Annotated in this window: 11 protein-coding genes and 3 tRNA genes; 1 reads left to right on the top strand and 13 read right to left on the bottom strand. The window is 42.0% G+C overall.

Annotation, left to right across the window (positions count from 1 at the left end):
- Positions 1-58: 58 nt before the first annotated feature.
- The 10 genes from ABVC65_RS00610 to nrdD form a co-directional block, all read right to left on the bottom strand.
- Positions 59-712: a peptide deformylase gene (locus ABVC65_RS00610; protein WP_004112219.1), complete on the bottom strand. Its 654-nt coding sequence runs from the start codon at positions 710-712 to the stop codon at positions 59-61.
- Positions 713-912: 200 nt separating this feature from the next.
- Complete coding sequence (glmM, locus tag ABVC65_RS00615; protein ID WP_353582333.1) at positions 913-2,325, bottom strand: phosphoglucosamine mutase; 1,413 nt, start codon at positions 2,323-2,325, stop codon at positions 913-915.
- 270 nt (positions 2,326-2,595) lie between these two features.
- Positions 2,596-2,667 (bottom strand) — tRNA-Glu (locus ABVC65_RS00620).
- 74 nt (positions 2,668-2,741) lie between these two features.
- Complete coding sequence (gene trmB / locus ABVC65_RS00625; protein WP_353582334.1) at positions 2,742-3,650, bottom strand: tRNA (guanosine(46)-N7)-methyltransferase TrmB; 909 nt, start codon at positions 3,648-3,650, stop codon at positions 2,742-2,744.
- 167 nt (positions 3,651-3,817) lie between these two features.
- Positions 3,818-3,890: transfer RNA gene (locus tag ABVC65_RS00630), tRNA-Phe, on the bottom strand.
- A gap of 43 nt (positions 3,891-3,933) precedes the next feature.
- A tRNA-Asp gene (locus ABVC65_RS00635) sits at positions 3,934-4,007 on the bottom strand.
- A gap of 102 nt (positions 4,008-4,109) precedes the next feature.
- On the bottom strand, positions 4,110-6,161 hold the full coding sequence (locus ABVC65_RS00640) for an ABC transporter ATP-binding protein (protein WP_353582335.1): 2,052 nt from the start codon (positions 6,159-6,161) through the stop codon (positions 4,110-4,112).
- A 2-nt stretch (positions 6,162-6,163) separates the two neighbouring features.
- Entirely contained in the window at positions 6,164-8,014 is a 1,851-nt protein-coding gene (locus ABVC65_RS00645) for an ABC transporter ATP-binding protein (protein ID WP_353582336.1), read from the bottom strand.
- 857 nt (positions 8,015-8,871) lie between these two features.
- On the bottom strand, positions 8,872-9,579 hold the full coding sequence (gene nrdG / locus ABVC65_RS00650; RefSeq protein ID WP_020761939.1) for an anaerobic ribonucleoside-triphosphate reductase activating protein: 708 nt from the start codon (positions 9,577-9,579) through the stop codon (positions 8,872-8,874).
- 216 nt (positions 9,580-9,795) lie between these two features.
- The gene (gene nrdD / locus ABVC65_RS00655) at positions 9,796-12,249 is read right to left on the bottom strand and encodes an anaerobic ribonucleoside-triphosphate reductase (RefSeq protein WP_004112200.1); all 2,454 of its coding nucleotides are present in this window, start codon (positions 12,247-12,249) and stop codon (positions 9,796-9,798) included.
- Positions 12,250-12,532: 283 nt separating this feature from the next.
- Between nrdD and ABVC65_RS00660 the strand changes: the two genes are divergently transcribed.
- Positions 12,533-12,955, top strand: a complete 423-nt coding sequence (locus ABVC65_RS00660) for a DUF3052 domain-containing protein (protein ID WP_004112197.1) — start codon at positions 12,533-12,535, stop codon at positions 12,953-12,955.
- Positions 12,956-13,135: 180 nt separating this feature from the next.
- Here ABVC65_RS00660 and ABVC65_RS00665 read toward each other — a convergent pair whose 3' ends face one another.
- From ABVC65_RS00665 to ABVC65_RS00675, 3 genes are all read right to left on the bottom strand, one after another.
- Positions 13,136-14,989: a DEAD/DEAH box helicase gene (locus ABVC65_RS00665; RefSeq protein WP_353582337.1), complete on the bottom strand. Its 1,854-nt coding sequence runs from the start codon at positions 14,987-14,989 to the stop codon at positions 13,136-13,138.
- A gap of 270 nt (positions 14,990-15,259) precedes the next feature.
- A complete protein-coding gene (locus ABVC65_RS00670; protein ID WP_004112186.1) occupies positions 15,260-16,060 on the bottom strand; it encodes a DeoR/GlpR family DNA-binding transcription regulator in 801 nt (266 codons plus the stop codon).
- Between the two features lie 722 nt (positions 16,061-16,782).
- Positions 16,783-18,441, bottom strand: coding sequence for an MDR family MFS transporter (locus tag ABVC65_RS00675; RefSeq protein WP_353582338.1), 1,659 nt, complete (start codon positions 18,439-18,441; stop codon positions 16,783-16,785).
- Positions 18,442-18,542: the final 101 nt, after the last annotated feature.

An 18,542-nucleotide genomic window follows, 5' to 3' on the forward strand; every position in this document is an offset into this window, starting at 1 on the left:
AATAAAATCCCCCGCAAGAAAACTTGTGGGGGATTTTATTTTACATTAGTCTTTTATTTTAAATCGCAAAACCGAGTGTTCTAGCAGCTGTTACAGGAACAGCTTCATCTGCCCAATAATCCTCAAGATTTTCATCTGTAGAAAGCGAGCGCATCTCAGCACGATCGATATAAAGCTCTCCGCGTAAATGATCTGTTTCATGCTGGAAAATTCTCGCTGGCCAACCATGCAAGCGTTCAGAATGCTGCTTGCCATCTTCATCTTGCCATGTAGCTTGAATATCTAACCAACGCTGACGAACCGCTTGATATCCTGCAACACTCAAGCATCCTTCGTAAAAACTGCGTGTTTGTGTTCCAATTGGTTCATAGTGGGGATTTATAATCGCCCTAAATGGCAATTCTGCAATATCCCTAGGATCATCTGCATCGTCTCGAACATGATCTTCTACAACAGCAATTGCAAGACCTAAACCAATTTGTGGAGCAGCTAAGCCAACTCCTGGTGCATCTAACATAGTGCTGTGCATAAGCGAAATAAGCTTGTTAAGAGTAGCACGTGTTAGCTGACCATCGTAAGCCACTGTTCGTTGTCTTAACACAGGCTCTCCTGCTTGAACTATAGATAGCACGCCATCATCTGTAGCGGAATCTAAAAGGCGCTCCACCGCGCGGCTAAGCTTAGTATCAACACTTGCGTGATGCGTAAACATAGGGCTCCTTTACCAAGGCTAATTCTACAAAACTTCTAAAGTAATTTACAAAGCCAACTTTGACTATTGTTGCTAAATCACATACATTCAAACAACAATACCAAAAGGATTAGTATATCAAGGTTATCTGCTTTTTGTAGCGATTCACAGTGTGTCGAGATACAAAAAGCTGAAATTCTCGCGAGAATATCGCTTGCGCGCTACAGCTTAAGATTATCCGTTACAACTTGCGCGAGTCGTGCACAAACCTCATCTGCTTGCTCTTGCGTCGCGGCTTCACACATAACGCGCACAAGTGGTTCTGTTCCGCTTGGTCGAAGAAGAACGCGCCCTGTATCACCTAGAAGCGCGCTTTCTTTTTCTACCGCTTTAAGAACAGCAGCATTAGTTTTAGACGCCATCTTATCTACATTCGGCACATTGACTAAGCATTGCGGAAGCTGAGGGAAGTCGGCAGCCATTTGCGAAAGCTTCTTTCCTTCGCGCACAACCTCGCGACACAGCGTAAGTGCTGTAAGTGTGCCATCTCCCGTGGTTGCAAACTCGCGATTAATCACATGACCCGACTGCTCACCGCCAAGAGAATAATCACCTCTAAGCATCTCTTCTAGAACGTAGCGGTCTCCGACGCTTGTTTGAACAGTGGAAATACCCATGTCTTTTAGCGCAAGCTTTAATCCAAGATTGCTCATTACTGTAACAACAAGAGTATTGTGATTCAGCTTTCCTTCGGCTTTCTTAGAACGCGCAAGAATGCCCATAATTTGGTCGCCGTTAACCATGTTTCCATTTTCGTCTACAGCTAGGCAACGGTCTGCATCACCATCGAAGGCTACTCCTAAATCGGCCTTAGACGCCTTAACCATAGCTTGCAATTGTTCTGGATGTGTGGAACCTGCGTGATCGTTAATGTTGTATCCGTCTGGAGAAGCGTTAATTACTATTACTTCTGCGCCTGCTCTTCGCAATGCTTCTGGTGCTACTACAGACGTTGCACCATTTGCGCAGTCTGCCACAACTCTTAATCCCGAAAGAGGCTTTGGACGTGTTGATGTTTCGCTGTTTAATGGAGCAACAGAAGAAACAAGATGATCAATATAAAGATTTGTAGCTGTAGTAGTATCGTGGCTGATTCGTCCAACGCCGCTGCCTGTAGGACGCTGCCATTCTTTTCCTAAAACAGCCTCAATCTCGTCTTCTTTACTATCTGGAAGTTTAAAGCCTCCGCGTGCAAAGAACTTAATGCCGTTATCTGGCATTGGGTTATGCGAAGCAGAGATCACAGCTCCCATTTCTACATTGAGCACAGAAGTTAGAAAAGCCACGCCAGGAGTTGGTATTATGCCAGCATCGATCACATCAAAACCGCCCGCACTCATTCCAGCAGCCAAAGCCGATGCTAAAAAGTCTCCAGAAACTCTAGTATCTCGCCCAACCAACGCTCTGCGTCGAGCATGCATTTTCTTTCCTGCATCTTCGTTATGCGACTCGCTACTATGCGTTGCCTCGCCTAAAACACGTACTGCAGCATCGCCTAAATCTAATGCAAGCTGCGCGGTTAAATCTCGATTGGCTAATCCCCTAACACCATCTGTTCCGAACATATTTGGCATAACCAGCCTCTTTCGTCTAACTAATAGTCATTGCTATTTACACATTTTGTATATTATCTACAAATAATCTTGTAAACACACGCTGTTCATCATTTTACCCTGCATGCCACTAAACGCGCCACTGACCACTGGCATAATCTTATTTCTTATTTGCAATTAACTTTGGTTGAATTACGGGTAATCGGGGTAATCGCTACCCTGAAATCACTACTTGCAACAAGACATTGATAATCAAAAAGCCACTTAGCAAACTAAGTGGCTTAGAATTTGTACCCCCTAAGAGAGTCGAACTCTTGTTGTCAGATTGAAAGTCTGGTGTCCTAACCGTTAGACGAAGGGGGCTTTAACCAAACCATATGATATTAACACTCATAAACTCACATAGCAAATTACGGCGTGTTGAATCATTTTGTCACTCATTTAGCAACATAAGTCAAATCGTGAATTTTTCTACCTGCTTCTAATCCTTTACGCTCAAAATTCGTCAAAACCCTACCTTCAAATCTTACAGATTCCGCGAAATCAGCATGAGGCAAATCTTTAGCATCTTGAGCATTGCCCTTACCAACATGCTCAATCGGCAAACTTACTTGTAACTTTCCATTATTTTCAAAATCTTCTCGTTCATCCATAACTTCATGAACATGTAGTGCATAATCCTCAATATCCGTAGCGATTCTCCAAACGCCTTTATCAATAAGTGCATTATGCACCGCATCCGCCAAAGAAGGCTGTACAATCCTACGCTTGTGATGTCTCATTTTAGGCCATGGATCTGGGAAGAAAGTCCAAACTTCTTTCAAAACACCATTAGAGCATGAAGCTAGAAAATCAGGTGCATTAACTTGCGCTATTCTAAGATTTTCTACACCTTGTTTTCCAGCTAATAGCATTGTGTGTGCCACTCCTGGATCATAAACTTCTAGTGCAAGAAAATTAGTATTTGGATTTGATTCGGCTGCGGCTACAATATTTTCGCCCTGACCAGATCCTATTTCTACAATAAGAGGATTCGAATTACCCCAATTTTTAGCAACCCAGTTGGAGTCTACCAACAAATCGCTTTTTACGCGTAAAGACCCTAAACTATCTTCAACATTTAATAAATATTGGCTTGAATATCGCTCTTTTGCACGCTCAAGACGCGCGTCCAAACGAGCAGACCTTCTTACAAAAGAAAGAATTACTCTAGCAGAACCATTGTCTTTATTATCTTTATCGTCTTTATTATCTTTATGCTTATTCATACCATTCAATTCATCAGATTCCAAAATATTGGATTCCAATTCGTCAGATTGCAAATTTACTATTTGAGATTCTTCCACTTTATTCCACTTCTATTCACATAAAATTGTTCAACTACGACTCATAATATCAACTCATCGTATGGTATCAAAGCAGCAAAACAGGGTGAGGATGGATAATGTAGGTAAGACGCAAAAACAAAAAAGCGCTAGAAGCAATCAAACACTTCCAGCGCTTATTTTGACAGTGGCTCCGAGCGGGATCGATCCGCTGACCTAGCGATTTTCAGTCGCTCGCTCTACCAACTGAGCTACAGAGCCAAGATGAATAAAAAACCCGGCGAACCGGGTCTCCTACTAATCGCGACCCCGGCCGGACTTGAACCGGTGACCTCCGCCGTGACAGGGCGGCGCTCTAACCAACTGAGCTACGGGGCCGTGGCTTTGTTCTCTCGAACAGCCGAGTCACTATCTTACAGAATCCTTAGCAAAATGCAAGTGCCGCGCGTGTTCGGCGTGTTGCAGCACAAAATCAAGCTATTATTCAAGCTCAGCAGCTCCAGTGCAAAGCTGATAATATTCTCCACGCTTAGCCAACAGCTCCTCGTGCGAACCACGCTCAATAATCCTGCCATGATCTAATACCATAATCACATCCGCATTGCGCACTGTAGAAAGCCTGTGCGCAATTACAAACACAGTGCGCCCTTCCATCAAAGAATCCATTCCACGCTGAACTAATTCTTCAGTATGCGTGTCAATCGATGAAGTTGCTTCATCTAAAATAAGCACCGGAGGATTTGCAACAGCCGCGCGAGCAATCGCAATAAGCTGCTTTTGACCTTGAGAAAGCCCTTCACCGCCATTGTTAAGCTGCGTATTGTATCCGTCAGGAAGATGAGAAATAAACGCGTCAGCATGAGCCAATTTTGCAGCTTGAATACAATCTTCGTCGCTAGCATCAAGATTTCCATAACGAATATTGTCCATTATTGTGCCAGTAAATAAATTCACATCTTGCAAAACAGTGCCAATAGCGTGACGCAAATCCGTTTTGCAAATATCGCGCACGTCAATGCCATCATACAAAATTTGCCCATCATCAATGTCGTAAAAACGCGTAAGAAGGTTAGCAATAGTAGTTTTTCCAGCACCTGTAGCTCCAACAAGAGCAACTTTTTGACCAGGTTTTGCAAACCACGTAATATCGTGCAAAACTGGATGATCTTCTTTGTAGCCAAACACAACATCCGTAAAACGCACGTCGCCTCGAAGCAAAGTATAACGGCCATCCTTAGAAGTGCGAGCATCTCGCTTTGCATGGCACACAATCTCTTGAGCCATTTCACTTAAGTTTTGAGCGCACTTTTTAGCTTTAGTGCCATTATCTTGCTTTGACCTTTTCCAAGCCCAATAAATATTGTTTCCTTCAGATTGTTCGTCTACTTCTTCAAGCACATCAAATGCTGATTTTTCTCCAAGATCTTCAGCAGACTGAAGTACACGCACTTTAACTAATTGCACACTGCCAGAATCAAGTTCTGGCTTTTCATCAAGTAACTCAAAAATACGAGAAGCTCCTGCAAGAGCCATCATAAGTGCGTTAGCTTGCATTGTAATTTCGCCAATAGGGTTAATAAATGCGCGCGAAAGTGCCAGCAAAGATATAAGCGTACCTAATGTAAGAGTACTAGATACAGATAATCCCAGCGTTGGCAAACCAGCTGAAGCAGCCCACGCACCAAGTAAAGCAATTAATACATAAAGCAAATAGCTTGCATTACTAATAACAGGCATTACATTATTCGCATAAGAATTGGCACTTGCAGAAATTTTTTGCACTTTTTCTATGCAATTATCTAATTTTTCAATAGAATCTGTCTCATGATTAAAAATTTTAATCACTTTGCTGCCTGTTGCAGATTCTTCAACAAACTCATTTAACTCGCCTAATGCATGCTGGAATTGCTCAAATAAACTGCCAGATTTCTTTAGCATAAAACGCACTAAATAAAGCAACATTGCAGTAAATATAGCTACAAAAACTGCAACCGGAAGCGATAGGCACATAATAGATATAAACGCTGCCAAAATCGACATTAGTGCAGAAAAAGAGTCCGGAAATGCCCACGAAATTGCCTCACGAAGAACCTCAGTATCGTTTGTGTAACGGCTCATAATATCGCCGTAACCTTGAGAATCTAAGTAACGCAATGAAAGCTTCTGCTGATGCTTAAACATAGAATCTCGCAAATCACGCATAACACTTTCAGATATATTCGCAACAAGCCTGCTCCAAAGCCAAGAACAAAACACACCAACAGCGTAAACACTTGCCATCAGAATAATCATGCGAATAAGAGGCATCCAATCCTGATTATGTTTGCCGACAAGCGGAAGAATATACAAGTCAACAAGAGATTGCAAAAACACTGCACTTACAGCTTGCACAATTGCGCTAACTATTATTGATGCAATAATTACGCAAATTTTAACTCGATACACAAGCACATAAGAGGCAAGTCTGCTAAGAGTTTTCCAACTAATAGCTGAATCTTTTTTAGAAGAGTGAGCCGTTTTATTATTAGACATTGTCACTTAGCTCCTTCTTCTTTAGTTGCGCTAGTTATGCGACTTTTTTCTTGAGAAACTGCCATATTTCTGTAAATTTCACAAGACTTAAATAATTCATCATGCGAACCTTTAGCAACAACACGACCATCTTTAAGAACAACAATAATATCTGCATGTTCAATTGAAGATATGCGCTGAGCAACGATAATTTGCGTAGAATCAGGCATAAACTTTTTCAAGCCATCGCGAATTTTACTATCCGTTTTCATATCAACCGCACTCATCGAGTCGTCGAGGATTAAAATTTTCGGCTTCCTCAAAAGTGCGCGCGCAATGCACAAACGCTGTCGTTGGCCACCGGAAACATTCTTACCACCCTGGTCAATATGCGTATTGTAGCCGTCTGGTAAATCTTTAATAAACTCATCAGCACAAGCAATTTCGCAAGCTTGACGCAAGTCATCATCGCTTGCTTCCGCTCTACCCCAGCGAAGATTTTCTGCAATTGTGCCACTAAACAAAATATTTTTTTGTAGAACAACACCAACTTCTTCACGCAAACTAGAAGAATCATAATCGCGAATATCTTTTCCGCCTACAAAAAGAGCACCAGAAGTTACGTCATAAAGTCTTGCAATTAATTGCACTAAACTTGATTTTCCAGATCCCGTTGCACCAACAACGCCAACAGTTGCTCCAGAAGGAATAGATATATTTATATCATGTAAAATTTCCTGTTCTGCTGGAGTGGATTCATCTGTATTATCTGATTGAGGATAGCGTAACGAAACATTTTCAAAACGCACAGAAGCGTCAGAAAGCTTTGTAAGTGGATGCTTGGAAACAACTTCAGTATTTCGAGATTGCAAAACATGTGAAATACGATGCATCGAAGCTCGAGCTGTTAACGACATTACAAAAACTGCAACTAAATTCGCTAAAGCAAACAAAATTTGCAAAGCATACACTACTAATGCAGCAAGATTTCCCGTTGTTAAACCAAAAGCAGGATTATTTCCTGAAGCCACAATTTCGTGCGAAGCCAACCACGCAATAAGTAGCATGCCAGAATAAAAACATAAGTTAAACAAAGGAATACTACAATTTAACACATACTCAGCTTTAATAAAATAATCATAGATTTTATGTGAAATACGCGTAAAACGACTTATTTCATAATCAGAACGCACATAAGACTTTACGACGCGAATATTATGCAAATTCTCGCCAACTCTATTATTCATCTCGTCAATCATTCGATAAATTCGAGAAAATGCTGGAGCAACTATACTAGCTCCAACAGCGCCAATTGCACCAATAATAGGCACAAATGAAAGAAAAACCCACGAGATAGCAGGGCTAATTGAAAAAGTAAACCACCAAGCAGTGATGATAATCATAACGCTGCGAATACCAGAGCGAATAATCATTTGGTAAGCAAATTGCACATTTGACACATCACTAGTCATACGCGTAACAACAGTACCGCTAGAAAACTTATCTAAATCAGAAAAACTTAAACTTTGTAAGCGTGAAAACATGTTGTGACGTAAATTTTTACCAAAACCAGCACTAGAATGAGCGCAACAAATACCAGAAATAACGCCTGCAATCATTGCAATTGCAGCAAAAATAAGCAATTGCAAACCATAATATTGCACAGCTTCTTGAGAACGTGACATAATACCAAAATCAATAAGATTTGACATTACTGTAGGGATCTCAATTTGCATAGCAGCTTCAACGAGAATAGTAACAGCCGTTAAAACGCCAAGAAAACGGTACTTTTTTAAAGATGACAGAATCGTACGCAATGCGCGAGGAGGATTATTGCTAATTTTTCGTGAATTGTTCTTCGGCTTCTCTGCCATTGCATCCCTCCACCTACATAACGTCATGTGTAGGTTTAATAATATCACTTCTTCAAATACATATTTGAATTATTGCGCATGACGCATTCCCGTATTGAGTTACTTCATTACCAAATGCATAAATAGATGAATCTTTGACATAGTAGTATACAGACAAATCACATACGAAAAAGTGCTTCTACACATTCAAATTATAAACAACGATTGATTTCATCTTATAAAAATTATACAATGAAAGAATGTATATTCGCATGTATAAAGAGGTACTGTCATGAATATAAAAAAGCTATTAATAGAATACTTACTTGCTCAGTAGCATTATCCATGTCTTTTTACTACCATTGCAAGTTCAAGCCAACACCCAAGAAGAAACTTATGAGTAACACAAGGATAGTTGGCGCTGTAGCACAGCAGAAAGGCATTCGTGTCGACTTGCAGTGAGAATTTCCACATTAATATCAACAATTATGTGAGGAACAATATGAACAGCAAACACGTAGTTCTACTGCCAATAACGCTGCTTTGTTATATTTCGTCAGCTATTTATTTCTTTAAACAATTGAAGGACTTAAAAGACGATAACACTTGTATTAATACTGTTAGTCTCACCATTCAAGCATTCGTCCTATTAATATTACTAATCTATCTTTTATATTTATGCAAAGAAAAAACATACCCAACTGTATATCGTTTAGTTACAGTATTTATGAGCATAGTTAGCATAATTCTTTTGACAGTTTGCAATACAGACGTTACTAGGTTAATTATATTTAGCTTAACATGTGTATATGTATGCATTCTTATAATCGTCCGCAAACATTGTTAAATATATCGTATGAGTGGCGCATTCAATAGGATTACGAAGCGTCACCTTCACCAACTGCTCGATCCTTGCCGTAGATTGATGGAATAAAACGCTCTTGATCGTGAAGCTTTTCCCAGATTACAGGCGGATTTTGTGGATTTTCCAGCGACTTTGGCACGTCGATAATTCGCTGATTACTAGAGCCGCGGAATTGCAATAGCGAATCGTGAAGATTCTTCATATATCGCCCGTCAACAAGAATGTCAATGTATCGCAATAACTCAAGCTTGTCAGGCGTCTCGCCTGGTCGCATAAGCTCTTCCCAAGTGTAACCAGTCCAACTCCAAATATCTTTTGTATTACCGAATTCGCTTCGAATACGCTCACATAGTGGAATCAATATACCAGTGTTAAGCAGCGGCTCACCGCCAAGAAGCGTCAATCCTTGTACATATGGTTGCGCTAAATCTTCCATAATTTGGTCTTCGAGCTTTTGAGTATAAGGGTGACCAGCGCGAAAATCCCAAATCGACTCGTTATAGCATTCAACGCAGTGGAATGGGCAGCCAGAAACGTAAAGCGAACAGCGGATTCCCTCGCCGTCTGTCATAAGAAATCGCTTATAATCCGCCACCATCCCCTTGCTCATGCGCTCACTAGACCATTGACCTGCGCGAGGATTGTTAGAAAGAGAGGTAGGAATCCACGGTCCACGGTTAACGTCTGATGGAGCAAAATCATGTAAACTTATGCGAGCCATAGTCCACCTCCTCTAGCTTTAAATATTTTATTAAATAATCTTAAATAAACTTTTGTTGAATCATATTAACTTTTGTTAGATTGTATTCACTTTTGTTAAATAAAATAAAATCCAGCCGTCAAAAAATGCTATTAACATTTTCTAACGGCTAGATATATTGCATATCACCAAATAATAAACACAAACTAAAACGTTATTTCAAGCGATTCTACGCTACTACTTGGTTTCCTCGTACCACTCGCGCGACTCGCCATTATTAAGAACAACATGGCCAGTTTCGCCCGACATGTGCTTTACGCGGTGAGCGATTTCCTCGTGGCGTCCATGAACCATTGGGCGCTGAACAGGATTGCCCAAGTATCCGCAAGTGCGCTTAGTAACATTGCACTTATCTGGGTCGCTGTTTCCGCACTCTGGGCAGCGGAAGCCTTCTTTAGTCGGCTCAAAATCGCCTTGGAATCCGCAAACGAAGCAATGATCGATTGGAGTATTCGTGCCCAAGTAGCCAATGCCAATCTTATAAGCATAATCCCACACAGCTTCCAAAGCCTTAGGATTTGCCTGCAAGCACGGGAACTCACAGTAGTTGATAAATCCGCCAGAAGCAAGATACGGGAAGTCAACCTCGTATCGAAGCTTCTCCATAGGAGTTGGCTGCAACCACACTGGGTAATGGAAGGAATTGGTGTAGAAGTCGTGATCGGTAACGCCTTCAATGCGACCAAACTTCTGACGATCCATGCGGTTAAAGCGATCCGTCAAAGACTCAGCAGGAGTTGAGTAAACGGAATAATGGTAGCCTTCAGCCTTTGACCACTGCTGGCAAAGCTGATTCATTCGGCGAACCATAGAAAGCGCAAATTGCTTACCATCCTCATTCCAACTGTGATCTTGCATCCAATCCTTGCCAAAGAACACGGATGTAGCCTCATACAAGCCAATGTAGCCCAAAGACACTGTTGCGCGCTCATTGCGGAACAGCTGATCCACGCTCTCATTAGCTTCCAAACGACCAAAAGCACCGTAGCGGAACAGCGTTGGAGCATTCACAGGAGTTGCCTGCTTGCAACGCATAATGCGGAATCGCAGAGCTTGATGAGCCACTTCCATACGCTCGTTAAAAAGCTTCCAGAATCGGTTCACGTCTCCATGAGACTCCAGCGCAATACGAGGCACGTTAACCGTTACAACGCCAAGATTCATGCGGCCGTCTTCCACATCTTTGCCAGTCTTTGGATCAATCCAACCCTGAAGGAAGGATCGGCAGCCCATAGGAGCCTTAAAGGAGCCAGTAATCTTAATAATATTCTCGTAGAACACAACGTCTGGATACATGCGCTTAGTAGAGCACTCAAGCGCAAGCTGCTTCAAATCGTAGTTAGGGTCGCCTGCATCTGCGTTTACACCATGCTTAATAGTAAACACAAGCTTAGGGAAGATAGCAGTATGACGGTCTTTACCTAATCCACGAATGCGATTAAGCAAAATAGCGCGCTGAATTTCGCGAGCAAACCAAGAAGTACCCAAGCCAAATCCAACAGTTACGAACGGAGTCTGACCGTTAGAAACGCGGTTGGAATTAATCTGATATTCCATAGTTTGCATAGCGTCGTAAATCGCCTTGCGCGTCATAATCTTTGCATAGATTTCACGAATCTGATCAAGCTCACTCAAGTTTTCATCAAAAGGAGTGTCGGCAGGAAGCGGATCCCTATCCGAACAATGAAGATTCTTAGGCTCCTGAGCCTTCAAACCGTCAATCATATCTTTGGCAACTTCGATCGGCGTAGAATCAGGAATCATGGCATGAGCCATAGCAAGATTCTTATCGTAATCGCACTTAGCGTAAGGCTCAAGCATCTCGTCTGCACGATTAACTGTTTGACCGCCGTACTGTGCGCCTGCAATATCCTTAATAATCTGCGTAACCTGAGTTGCGGCGGTGCCAATAGACTTTGGGCTATCCATCATTGCGTTACCAAGAGCAAATCCTTTAGCGAGCATATCACCAAAGTCTGGGAGCGAGCAGTTGCTCATGCACGTAAATGGCGAATAATCGGCATCATGGAAGTGAATATCACCCTTCATATGCGCGTTAGAAACTGCATGAGGAAGCATAGAAAACGCGGAAGCCTTGGAAACAGCGCCTGCAAGAAGATCGCGCTGAGTGGCGTAAACGTTGGAATCCTTGTTGGCGTTTTCGCGAACAAGCGACTCATCTCGGTTTACAAGACGATTTACTGCTTCGTTAATATCGGTTGCCTTAGCGCGGTCAATATCTCGATTTAGACGATAGCTTGTGTAGCAACGCGCAACTTCGTAAAGGTGATTTTCAATAAGACCATGCTCGACAAGAGTCTGAATATCTTCAATCTTCGCAGGTCCATTGTAACGATCCTGAATTTCAGCTTCTATATGGTCCGTAATATCGCGAATCATCTGCTCTTCTTGAGGACCGACTTCTTTGCGCAAGTCCTTAAAAGCGGCTTTGATTGCCATAATAATGTTCATTTGATCAAAATCGACAACGCGACCATCACGCTTTTCAACCTGCACACGAGACTTCTTAGAAGAATCACTATCAGAGATAGAATCAGCCATTTCTACATCAACATCGCTTAGCTGCGATTCTAAAGTCATGTCTTCTAAAGTCGTACCAGAGACCTGCATCCTACAGACCTTTCTTACATCTACAGTTTATTTATCCTGTTATCCATCCTGTTTTGAATAATGACCATTATTCAAAACAACTTGCTCAACTATAACCCAACCTCTGCACAATATCTAGGGAACTTTATTCAAAAAACAAACTATATATAGTGATTTTGGATATTTTCGCGATTTTTGAGGCGTGTCTCGATGCAACCGGAATATATATGCATTCCGTTATCAAGAAACACGCACTAAACTTAAAAATCGCACAAATTCGTGGCACTTTGATATATTGAGTCACGTGGAACAGACAGCTTTTCAACATGCAGAAGAATTTGGCTTCCAACCTGGAGATATCGTACAGCAGTGGCTGTGGGACGATGACGTTGACGATGCAATCTGCGACAATATCGAAAATCTTACTGGAGAAGATCTGGTAGATGAAGATTACGACTCATCTGTTGACGGCGTCATTATTTGGTGGCGCGATGGCGACGATGAGGATGAGTTGGCAGACACGATTATGGATGCCACAAACATGTTAGACGACGAAGCTCCAATGTGGGTTCTAACGCCTAAGCCTGGTCGCGAAGGCTCTCCAAGCTCCAGCACAGTGCAATCCGCTGCTAAAACAGCTGGCATGAATGCTGCAACTCCTTTAACCGTAAGCGAAGATTGGAACGGAATCCGCTTGCGCGCATTCGGCAAGGGTCAGAGCAAGTAACATTTTTAACACGATTGAGACAAATATAACGAATTTGGGTCAAAAAGCGTTATATTTGTCTCATCAGTGATGCAAATATAACCAAAAACAGGCAAAAAACGTTAGATTTGCATCACGAGTGATACAAATCTAACAAATCTAGAACAAAGCCACTAAGACAGGTTACATCATTTGCGCAGATTAGCTGCGCTCACGCCTGCGACCATGGTCACGACTGCTGCCACGACCATCATTGTGTCCTCTTCCTCTACCGCGTCCTCTGCTTCTTCCTCTGCCTCTGCGCTTTGGCTGCTCTGGCTCTGGCATACTCCAGCCCTCTTGCAAATCCGCCAAATCCCCAACAATTTCTTGCAAAACAGGCGAATCTGGCTTAACGTCTTCTGCCTTAGCATGAATTCCAGCGCGTCGAAGCATAGTGTGCGCCATGCGCTTTTGATTCGGCAACACAAGAGTTACGACATCGCCAGACTCCCCAGCGCGCGCAGTACGCCCAGATCTATGCAAGAACGATTTTGGATCCTCTGGAGGCTCGGTTTGCACCACAAGCGCCACATCGCTAATATCAATGCCTCGAGCCGCAACATCTGTAGCAACTAGAACGCGCACTAGCCCATCAGAAAACACAGCCAAGTGCCTATCTCTCTGATTCTGAGACAAATTTCCTTGCAAATCGACGGCTGGAATACCCTGACTAATGAACTTTTTAGCCATGTTCTTAGCTTGGTATTTTGTGCGAGTAAAGAATATAGAGCGTTTTTTACCAGACGCTAATTTGCGCAGAACCTCATACTTATCTCCTGCAGACACGCCAAACACATGATGAGTCATTGTATCTACCTGAGAATCCGCATCATCTACAGCGTGCACAACAGCATTCGGCAAGAAGCGATTTACTATAGCAGCAACTTGCTTATCCAAAGTTGCAGAAAACAGCATTCTCTGACCATTAGGATTTGTCTGCTCTAAAAGCCTTGTTACAGCTGGCAAGAATCCCATATCAGCCATTTCGTCAGCCTCATCTAAAACACTGACTTCTATGTTTTCAAGCGTTAACGCGCCCTGCTTTAGTAGATCTTCTAATCGCCCTGGGCACGCTACTATAATCTGAGCACCCTGCTTTAACGGAGCAATTTGCCTCTGATATCTTACTCCGCCGTAAATAGTAACAGTATGCATACCATATGCTGCTGCAAGAGGAGCAATCACCTCATCAATCTGATGAACAAGTTCTCGTGTTGGAGCCAAAATCATCGCATGAGGTGCTGGAATATTACTATCTTCGCGATTCTTGTTTTTTCTAGAAGTACGACCAGAATTTATTAAATCAACAAAGTTTTCAGCCAATCTTGCTACAAGAGGGATAGAAAACGCTAAAGTTTTCCCACTTCCTGTACGACCTCTACCAAGTATGTTTGCACCTTTCAAAGAGTCTGGCAGAGTAGCTTGCTGAATTGGGAAAGCTGTGTTTTTGCCATCTGCACGCAAAACATTAACCAATGGTTCTGGAACGCCAAGCTGTGCAAAAGTAACATCATCACTATAGTTTTCTCGAGATTCCACAGCTGTATCTGGAATCATTACGGAATTTTTTGTAATTTCTAGATTTTTCTTTATTGAAGACTCAGTATCAATAGTCGTCGGTTGCTGGCGACTTGTCTGGTGCCTATTGTGGCGACTATCTCTGCTCTTCTTCATATTGCGATTGTCAAAATCAAAATCACGCTTTTTTAAATCACGTTTGCCAAAATCTTGTTCAGCTTCTTTAATTGCAATCTCTTCGTATTGCAAAGCCTTCTCTCGAGCACGACTCCTAGCTTTGTCTGCCTTGCGATTACGTGCTTTACGCGCATTAAATTCGTTATTCTTACGATTTCCCTGATATTCAAATGGGTTTCTATTAGACTTATAGCCTTTTTTAGAAAAATTCTTATTAGTTCCCTGGCTTACAGCAGATCTTTTACCAGCAGATTTTTTACTAATAGTTTTCTTAGCACCTTGCGTTTTAGCAGACGCAGCATAATGAGTATGTGGCACAATAGCCTTTCGTAAATTACTTCAACATAGTTGACTATATAATGTTGACAATGCGTAATTACGAACATTCAAAGGCACAATTACAAATGTAATTGCACAAAATTAATCTACAGACTGCAAAGCAGCAAAAGTGCGCAAAACAAGCAAACCGTGAATCGCAAGCATAAGCCGCGCAACTTTAATGTGTAATCACTACAAAGTCATGAACTAACTGAGCCTAACACAAGCCCCACACAATACGCAATAAGTAATGAAATACTGATCTACAAGCTACTCTTCTTCCAAAGAATCTATTGTAGGAGCAAGAACCAAATTTTTAACAAGCTCACGCGTGCGAAGCTGAGAATCCGCATCCAGACAATCATCTGTAATAACAGTATCCACTTGGTCGAAGCGGGCAAACAGTGAAAGCGATGTGCAAGTCCATTTAGTGTGATCTGTTAAAATAATCGTACGATCCGCAATATCCATCAAAGCCATATCTGTAGCAGCTTCAAGAGAATTAGGCATTAGGAATCCACGAGGTAGACTCACGGAATGAGTGCCCAAAAACACGGTGTTTACGCGCAAAGACGAAACAACCTTATCCGCAATAGGACCAACCAGAGAATTAGATCTAGTAATAACTCCGCCAGTAACAATAACCTCAATATCTTTAGACTCAAGCGCCTGAACAAGCTCTGCAACAGGAATCGAATTGGTTAAAATCGTAATACCAGAAGCTCTACGAGACTCAAGTAGATGCTGAGCAAATACATAAGCAGTTGTACCACCACCAATAGCTATAACATCTCCAGGCTGAACATAATCCACAGCTTTGCTGGCGATTGCGTCCTTTAATCCCATATCCATCTGCGACTTTACCGAAAACAGAGGCTCAGAAAGAAGAGTGTTAGTTGTAACAGCACCACCATGAACTCTTTTTAAAAGACCTTTGTCTGAAAGCTCCGCGATATCCCTACGAATAGTCATTGCCGAAACACTTAGCTCTTTAGAAAGAGCAGTAATACGCACAGCCCCTCTAGTGCGAAGACGGCTTAAAATCAACTGCTGACGCTGAGAAGAAATCATGTGAACATTATCGCACAACTAAACGCAAAAAACAAACTCAAATGAGCGTTTCTATGTGAAAAACGTTAGGTAATTAACAAAATTCATGCAAAATATTGCAAAATTCAACAAAACGAACAAATGATTATAAAAAAAAACACGACACTATGTTCCCATGTTAGCTCACGTATTAAGTGTGATTTTGAAAACGAATGCGTGAATCTACTCGTTTCCTTCTTTGCTGTTGTGCGATTCCTATTGGGAGTTGCGTGAGGGCTGGGTGTTTCTTGTCTCACAACGCTCTGCCTATTACGTGTTATCTTGTGTTGCGGTTGTTCCGATTTGGTTTTGATTTTGTTTTTGGATTGAAGTTTGTTTGTAGTGGTTGATCATTGGATTATTTGGTATCGGCTGCCGCTCTTATATTGTTCGACCAAGAATCACCCAGCCCTCTTACGAGTCTGAACAATTGCGTATCTCTTAATCACCGAGATTCTCGATTTTTCTTGCTACTTCAGCGAATCACCATCGGAGGACTGCGAATCGACTTGCATGAGCGCTTAAAGCGTAGCGCGCGAATGCACTTCGATTCGCTGAGCTTGCTCAAAGTTGAAAGCACAGTGTGCTTTCAACGCAAGCGAAGACGTGAGCGCGCTGTAACGCGCGAGCGATACGCTTCATCCGCTGCGAAAAATCTCAAATCTCCACCACATTTGACGCAATCAATACACAAAGCTAGTAAATCAGTACTGATGATGCGTGTGATCGTGCATAACGTCTTTATGCTCCGACGCATGAGGAATATGCAAAACGCGCATACGATCAATCGCCTTACGCGCAAGCTGATGAGCAGAACCAGCCCCATCACCTTTAACCCCAAAAATCACAATTAAAGCCATAACAGCCGTAATAATCGCACTAATTCTCAAAGTCCATTGAACACCAAAAATGCTGGCTGCCAAATTATCTGCAGAACCAACTCCAGTAAGCATATGATGCCACTGAGTAAAAGTAGCCATAGTAACAACGAGCACTGGAGCACCAATAGCACCCCAAAGCTGTCTCATTGTATTAGTGACTGCAGAACCATCGCCCAACTCACTAGGTTGCAAGCAATTTAAAGACCATGTTGTAACAGGCATAAGCAAAAATCCCATGCCGATTTGTCGCGTAAACTGCCAGATTGAAATCCACCAAATCCATGTGTCTTTGTCGATAAGACTCATCATAACTGTGCCAAAAAGCAAAATAAGAGAGCCTGCCATTGCTACAGGTCGCACACCAAAACGATCGAGCATACGCCCACCAAAATATTGCGAAATTGCCATTCCAAACGCGCCAGGCAACAATACCAGACCACTCATAGTAGCTGAAAAACCACGATCTGATTGAATATACAGCGGAATAACCACCATAATTGAGCTAAACGCAAAGAATGTTAAACATGCACAAGCGGTGCCAATCGTAAAATAGCGATTCTTCAACACGCTTATTCCAAGCAATGGCTGCTTTCCTTTAACTCGCGCACGCAATTGTCTAATCACAAACCATGTTATTCCACACGCTCCAACAACCATAGGCAACCATGAAAGCGGGTTTGAAATGCCATAAGACTCAATGTTTGTGAAGCCAAACATAACTCCACCAAAGCCAATAATTGAAAGTCCAACGGAGAAGAAATCTGCTTTGGCAGAGCGATCATGTTCACCGAAATTATGTAGGAAAAATATGGAAAGAACAATAGAAATTACGCCAATAATTGTAAGAGATAAGAATATAGAACGCCAACCATTAAAATCAGTTTGCATACCACCAACTGTTGGTCCAATTGCTGGAGCAATACTCATTGCCATACCAACGCTACCCATAGCCATTCCTCTACGAGTAACTGGGTATACAGAAAACACAGTAATCTGTAGAACAGGCCACATAACTCCAGTGCCAATAGCCTCTAGAGTTCGCCCAGCTAACGCCATAATAAAATCATTACTCAGCCATGCCATAACTGAGCCTAGAGTAAAAAGAATCATGGAAGTAATAACAATTTGACGAGTAGAAAATCGTCTAGTCAAAAATGCTGTTAGCGGCACCATAATAGCCATAATCAGCTGAAAAATAAACGTAAGCCACTGTCCCGTAGTAACACTTATGTTAAACTCACGCACAATAGTAGGTAATGCAGCTGTGAGCTGCAATTGCGCAAAATTGCCAATAAAAGTTATAAAAGTTAAAATCGCCAAAGAAACCAAGGCTGCGCGAGTAAGACGATTGTTTTTATACGCTTCTTCACCAACAAGAGCATGACTAAGTTTAGACAAGTTCACGAAAGGCTTGCGTTTGGCAGACTCACTAACAAAATCATCACCCTTATTAAACCATGATTTTCTAGGCAATATTGTCACTTAAATTTCCTTCCATAATCACATAACACGCATAAAATAATCAGCGATTATCGTAAAACCAAGAAACATACTTGACTCTACGATAATCGCTTCAAAACAAA

The organism is Gardnerella vaginalis, from assembly GCF_040427915.1.
Taxonomy (GTDB): domain Bacteria; phylum Actinomycetota; class Actinomycetes; order Actinomycetales; family Bifidobacteriaceae; genus Bifidobacterium; species Bifidobacterium vaginale_C.

What these genes read in the sequence shown, in the direction of transcription:
- ABVC65_RS00610 (WP_004112219.1), bottom strand. Translation starts at nt 712, where the DNA reads ATGTTTACGCATCACGCAAGTGTTGATACTAAGCTTAGCCGCGCGGTG.
- glmM (WP_353582333.1), bottom strand. Translation starts at nt 2,325, where the DNA reads ATGCCAAATATGTTCGGAACAGATGGTGTTAGGGGATTAGCCAATCGA.
- ABVC65_RS00640 (WP_353582335.1), bottom strand. Translation starts at nt 6,161, where the DNA reads ATGTCTAATAATAAAACGGCTCACTCTTCTAAAAAAGATTCAGCTATT.
- ABVC65_RS00645 (WP_353582336.1), bottom strand. Translation starts at nt 8,014, where the DNA reads ATGGCAGAGAAGCCGAAGAACAATTCACGAAAAATTAGCAATAATCCT.
- nrdG (WP_020761939.1), bottom strand. Translation starts at nt 9,579, where the DNA reads ATGGCTCGCATAAGTTTACATGATTTTGCTCCATCAGACGTTAACCGT.
- nrdD (WP_004112200.1), bottom strand. Translation starts at nt 12,249, where the DNA reads ATGCAGGTCTCTGGTACGACTTTAGAAGACATGACTTTAGAATCGCAG.
- ABVC65_RS00670 (WP_004112186.1), bottom strand. Translation starts at nt 16,060, where the DNA reads ATGATTTCTTCTCAGCGTCAGCAGTTGATTTTAAGCCGTCTTCGCACT.